General features: G+C 62.7%; 6 protein-coding genes. 4 read left to right on the plus strand and 2 right to left on the minus strand.

All coding sequences use genetic code 11. The features are described 5' to 3' along the window. Positions 1–395, minus strand: a 395-nt coding sequence (gene nuoB, locus B2Z70_RS10225; protein WP_349682216.1) for an NADH-quinone oxidoreductase subunit NuoB, incomplete at its 3' end; no start/stop codon positions are given. Next, positions 365–730, minus strand: a complete 366-nt coding sequence (locus B2Z70_RS10230; RefSeq protein WP_009800986.1) for an NADH-quinone oxidoreductase subunit A — start codon at positions 728–730, stop codon at positions 365–367. The genes nuoB and B2Z70_RS10230, both read right to left, overlap by 31 nt. A 332-nt stretch (positions 731–1,062) precedes the next feature. Here B2Z70_RS10230 and B2Z70_RS10235 point away from each other — a divergent pair, with 332 nt between their 5' ends. The 4 genes from B2Z70_RS10235 to B2Z70_RS10250 all read left to right on the plus strand — a co-directional run bounded on the left by B2Z70_RS10235 (position 1,063) and on the right by B2Z70_RS10250 (position 5,268). Continuing rightward, positions 1,063–2,529: a beta-barrel domain-containing protein gene (locus B2Z70_RS10235; protein WP_241760685.1), complete on the plus strand. Its 1,467-nt coding sequence runs from the start codon at positions 1,063–1,065 to the stop codon at positions 2,527–2,529. Beyond that, positions 2,526–3,209: an ABC transporter ATP-binding protein gene (locus B2Z70_RS10240; RefSeq protein WP_009800988.1), complete on the plus strand. Its 684-nt coding sequence runs from the start codon at positions 2,526–2,528 to the stop codon at positions 3,207–3,209. Before B2Z70_RS10235 ends, B2Z70_RS10240 begins: the two co-directional genes overlap by 4 nt. Next, entirely contained in the window at positions 3,206–4,456 is a 1,251-nt protein-coding gene (locus B2Z70_RS10245) for an ABC transporter permease (RefSeq protein WP_009800989.1), read from the plus strand. Before B2Z70_RS10240 ends, B2Z70_RS10245 begins: the two co-directional genes overlap by 4 nt. 107 nt (positions 4,457–4,563) lie before the next feature. Continuing rightward, complete coding sequence (locus B2Z70_RS10250; RefSeq protein WP_292983034.1) at positions 4,564–5,268, plus strand: CPBP family intramembrane glutamic endopeptidase; 705 nt, start codon at positions 4,564–4,566, stop codon at positions 5,266–5,268. Positions 5,269–5,351: the final 83 nt, after the last annotated feature.

Consider the following 5,351-nt stretch of genomic DNA (forward strand, 5'->3'; position numbering starts at 1 on the left):
GGCATCTGGTCGTAGACCTTGCGCAGGGCCGGAGCCATCTTGTTGGTCAGCGTGCCCGCCACGATCATCACGTCGGACTGACGGGGCGAACCGCGCGGCGCGGCGCCCAGACGCTCGACGTCATAGCGCGGCATGGAGGCTTGCATCATCTCCACCGCGCAACAGGCGAGACCAAAGGTCATCCACATCAGCGAACCGGTGCGCGCCCAGGTGATCAGGTCGTCCGCCGCAGCGACAAGGAAGCCCTTGTCCGCCAGCGCATCGCTGACGCCGTCAAAGAACGGGTCATGCTTCTTCGGGTCGTAATGCGGCGTCTTGGCCGTAGCGGCGGAGCCCGCCGGAACAATCAGGTCAGACATGTGCCCTACTCCCAGTCCAGCGCGCCTTTGCGCCATTCATAAAGAAAGCCCACCGTGAGAACCCCCAGGAAGACCATCATCGACCAGAAGGCCGCGACGCTGCCGTCAAAGATCGGGAACAGCCAGGGGAACAGGAAGGCGACTTCGAGGTCGAAGATGATGAACAGGATCGCCACCAGATAGAAGCGCACGTCGAATTTCATGCGCGCGTCGTCAAAGGCGTTGAAGCCGCATTCATACGTGGAGACCTTTTCCGGATCGGGGTCAGACGGCGCCAGCACGAAGGCGGCGAGAATGAACACGAGGCCCAGCCCGGCGGCTATGCCCAGAAAGATCAGGATCGGCAGATATTCCAACAGGAGCGCGTTCATGTGAGGTCGCACCCTTCCCCGCATCAAGATGGCCAAATGGACCGGTGATTCCGTTTTGCGTATCCGGCCATATAAATCCGAACAAACGCTTGCACAGTGAATCCCCGGCCGCGGTTGGGGCGGAAGCTAGTCTTCTGACTGCGCGCTCGCAAGCCGAAAGCTCTGTCCAAATGCGGTCTAAAGTGGGGAAAAGACGGCTATATTTGCGAATGCCTCTCAAATGCGGAGCATTTCTTTCTTCTGTTTCATTTTCTGCAACGGATCAGACCGTGATACGGCGTATGCCAAGCAAGACGGCGCATGTGCGCCAGGACTTCGCCAGGGGCAAAAACGTGACACGCATTCTATACGCAGGCGGAGCGATTCTCGTCGCCGCCGCATTGATCTGGTTTATCTTTTTCCGCGGCAGCGCAGCGGCGACGGGCGATCTTGTAATCGAGACCTCTCCCGCAGAAGCCCGCGACATCTCGAGAATCGTTTCCTCATCGGGCGCCATTGCGCCGCTGATCACGGTCGAGGTCGGCTCGCAATTGTCTGGTCAGGTGCTCGAACTGCACGCTGACTTCAACGACCAGGTCTCCTCAGGCGATCTTCTTGCCCGAATCGACCCCCAGACCTTCGAGACCCGCGTGGAAGAGGCGCAGGCCTCACTGGAAGTGGCGAGCGCACAGGTCGCCGTGGCCCAGGCCAATCTTGAACGCGCGCGTGTTGACCTCGAAGTCTCCCAACGCAGCTTTGACCGGGCGCAGGAGCTGGTTCAGCGCGGCACATATTCCGCTGCACAATATGACAGCGCCGAATCTGCGCTTGCCGCCGCGAACGCTGCGCTTCTGGTTGCGCAAGCCAATCTTCGCAACGCCCGCGCCAGCGAGCTTCAGCGGCGGGCCTCTCTGGAAAGCGCCCAGGTGGATCTGGAACGCACCTACATCCGGTCTCCCATCGAAGGCGTCGTGATCGACCGTCAGATTGACGAAGGCCAGACCGTTGCGGCGTCCTTCAACGCTCCGGTTCTGTTCCTGATCGCCCAGGACCTCTCTCGCATCCAGATCGAGGCCGAGATTGATGAGGCCGATATCGGCCAGATCGATGAAGGCCAGACCGTCACCTTTGACGTTGACGCCTATCCGGATCGCGAATTCGCCGGCGAAGTGACCCAGGTTCGCCTCGCCGCCACCAATGAAGCCAATGTGGTCACCTATACGGTCGTCATCCAGGCCGACAATCCCGGCCAGCGCCTGTTGCCGGGCATGACGGCGAACGTCTCCATCGTTACGGGCCAGGTTGAAGACGCGCTGTCCGTGCCGAACGCCGCGCTTCGCTTTACGCCGCGCGGCGCGGCCGAAGCCCTTGTGGTCGCCAATGAAGGCGACCAGGGCGGACGGCGCGAAGGCGGCGGCGCCGCCATGATGGAACGGCTCGCAGAGCAGCTTGAGCTGACCGATCAGCAACGTCCCGAAGTGGAGCGCGTCATGCGCGAGACCTTCCAGCAGATCCGGGCGCAGTTCCAGAACCCCGCTCCCGGCGCACCGCCGCCCAACCCGCAGGCTCTGATCCGTCGCGCCTTGTCGGGCGTTCTGACCGCCGATCAGCTGGCGCGTTATGACCAGCTGAGCCAGGAGCGCGCCCAGCAGCGTGATCAGGTGCGCCGCGGCTCGATCTGGATCGAAACGGCAGATGGCCAGCTTCAGGAGCGTCCAGTCGGCATCGGTCTGTCAGACGGTCAGTACACCCAGATCGTCGGCGAGTCCCTGAATGAGGGTGATCTCGTCGTCACTCGCGTCCGCGAGACCGCCGGATGACCGAGCCTCTCATTCAGGCGCGCAATCTGACCCGGGTCTATACGCTCGGCGGCGGAGATGTGTATGCGCTGGCCGGCGTGGACTGCGACATCAATGCTGGCGAGTATGTGGCGATCATGGGGCCCTCCGGCTCCGGCAAATCCACCTTCATGAACATGGTGGGCGCGCTCGACCGTCCCAGTTCGGGTGATCTGATCATCGCTGGCGAATCCCTGTCGGGCATGAGCCCGGACCAGCTGGCCGATTTCAGGAACCGCAAGGTTGGCTTCGTGTTCCAGCAATTCAACCTTCTGCCGCGCACCACCGCGCTCGACAATGTGGCGCTGCCGCTGCTGTATCGCGGCATGCCGCACAGGGAGCGCAACGAACGCGCGGCGGAGTGCCTTCGCATGGTGGGGCTGGGCGAACGCATGGACCATCATCCGTCTCAACTCTCAGGCGGTCAGCAGCAAAGGGTCGCCATTGCGCGCGCCCTGGCCGGAAAGCCCTCCATCCTCCTGGCGGACGAACCGACAGGGGCGCTCGACAGCCAGACCACGATCGAGGTGCTCGACATTCTCGATCAGCTGAACGCCGAAGGCATCACCATTGTCCTGGTCACCCACGAGGACGAAGTGGGCGCCCGCGCCCGTCGCCGGATCTGGTTCCGGGACGGCCTCATCGTGGAGGACAGCCAATGAACATGATGGCGGCGATCGGGGTCGCGCTGACGGCCCTGCGCGTCAATGCGCTGCGCAGCTTCCTGGCCATTCTCGGCGTGATCTTCGGCGTCATGGCCGTGATCACGACGGTCTCGCTGGCGGACGGCGCCAGTCAGGCGGTCCAGGACCAGATTTCCTCGCTGGGCTCGAACTCGCTCAACATCCGCGCCGGCTCCAACGACCGCGGCGGCCGACGCGGCGGCGCAGGCAGCGGCACGCCCTTCTCTTCTGATGATGTGGACGCCATCCGCAATCAGGTAGATGTCATCGTGGCGGCGTCCGGCACGGTGGACGGATCTGTGACGGCTGTGGTGGACGGGGTGAACTGGCCCACTCAGATTTCCGGCGTGCATCCCGATTATCTCGAGATCCGTGACTGGACCATCGCCGAGGGACGCATGTTCTCGGTGGTGGACGTCGAACGCAGCAATCGCGTCGCCGTGCTGGGCCAGACCGTGGCCGAAGAGCTCTTTCCCTCGGGCGGCGCCCTGGGCGCATCCGTGCGTTTGAACAGCCAGCCGTTCGAAGTCATCGGCATCCTGTCCGAACGCGGCCAGTCCAGCTTCGGGCAGGATCAGGACGACATCATCATGGCGCCCATCTCGACTGTCCGTTCCCGTGTGGTCGGGTTTGCCCGCGCCGGGGTTCGCGATCCGGTTCAGCGTATCTGGGTCAAGGTCGCCGCTGGCGAGGACATGGATTACGCCACGGCCGAGCTGGAAAACTTCCTGCGGGTTCGCCGCGGGATCGATCCGGGAGAAGAGGACGACTTCCAGGTCCGCAACTTCGCCGAGTTCATCACCGCCTTCAGGGCGACAGAGACCGTCATGGGCCTTCTTCTGGCCGTCGCGGGCCTGATCACCCTCATCGTGGGCGGGATCGGCATCATGAACGTGATGCTGGTGTCCGTGACCGAACGGACCCGGGAAATCGGCCTGCGGCTCGCCATAGGCGCGCGCCGCGCAGACATCCGCAACCAGTTCCTGATTGAATCGGTTGTGCTGTGCTCGGTTGGCGGCGTGCTGGGGCTCCTCTTCGGACTGGGCCTCGCACTCAGCATCGAACAGTTCGCCCCTGCGCTGGGCGTGAACCTCAATGTCGCTGTGAAACCCACCATCGCACTGGTCGCCATTGGAGCCTCCACGATCGTGGGCGTGCTGTTCGGCTTCTATCCGGCGCACCAGGCCAGCCGTCTGGACCCCATCACCGCGCTGCGTCACGAATAGGCGCGAGCCTGACCCTCTATTGAAAAAGGCCGCCCCAAGGGCGGCCTTTTTTGCATCTGATGACATGGGGAGCGGCATCAAGACCGGACACAAATCAAGAGGTTCCCATGTCCGCCAAGATTCGCCCGCTCATCATGATGGAGGTCCTTCTGCTGGCCGCCCTGGCCATGTCGGTCAAGGCCGTGTTCGGCCTCGTCGCCTGGCGCTATGCAGGGCCGCTCACACTGCTCGTCCTCCTGTCAGGACTAACAGTCTATTTCAAAGCCAGAGGCCTGAGTTGGCGCGAATACGGCCTCGTCCGCCTGCCAAAGCTCAAATCCTGGCTTCTTCTGCCTTTTCAGAGCCTTCTGGCGGTCATCGCCATTCTCGGAACCGGGGTGGCCGCAGCAAGCCTGGGCGGCGCGCTCGGCTTTGAATTCATGACCCAGGAGCCTGAAGGCGTGATGGATCGGTTCGGAGCAGTCGCTGATGGCAGCCTGCCACATTATCTGCTCTGGCTCGCCATAGCGATCTTCGCGGCGGGCCTTGGCGAAGAATTGTTCTTTCGCGGGTACTTGATCAACCGCCTGAAAGACGGCCTGGGCGGCGGGGGTTTCATGACCGCCCTGACGATCATTCTGCCCGCGCTCTATTTCGGCTATGGCCATGTCTACTATCAGGGTCTGCGCGGCCTGATCGTCACTGGACTCATCGGCCTGATGCTGGGCGTCCTGTTCGTTTTGTACAAGCGCAATCTCTGGCCGCTGATCATCGCGCACGCCGTGGTGGACAGCCTCGTGTTCACAGCGCTGTTCTTCCAGCTCGATGTGTAGACATACGGATCCGGTTCGGGCCGCGTCTCTGTCGTCATATCGGGAAGAAAATTCGATCCGAACTGGCGCGAGTGACGGGACTC

It is taken from the genome of Oceanicaulis sp. UBA6590 (assembly GCF_002433705.1).
Classification (GTDB): domain Bacteria; phylum Pseudomonadota; class Alphaproteobacteria; order Caulobacterales; family Maricaulaceae; genus Oceanicaulis.

Coding starts and splice junctions, on each gene's coding strand:
- B2Z70_RS10240 (WP_009800988.1), top strand. CDS start 2,526: ATGACCGAGCCTCTCATTCAGGCGCGCAATCTGACCCGGGTCTATACG.
- B2Z70_RS10245 (WP_009800989.1), top strand. CDS start 3,206: ATGAACATGATGGCGGCGATCGGGGTCGCGCTGACGGCCCTGCGCGTC.
- B2Z70_RS10250 (WP_292983034.1), top strand. CDS start 4,564: ATGTCCGCCAAGATTCGCCCGCTCATCATGATGGAGGTCCTTCTGCTG.
- B2Z70_RS10230 (WP_009800986.1), bottom strand. CDS start 730: ATGAACGCGCTCCTGTTGGAATATCTGCCGATCCTGATCTTTCTGGGC.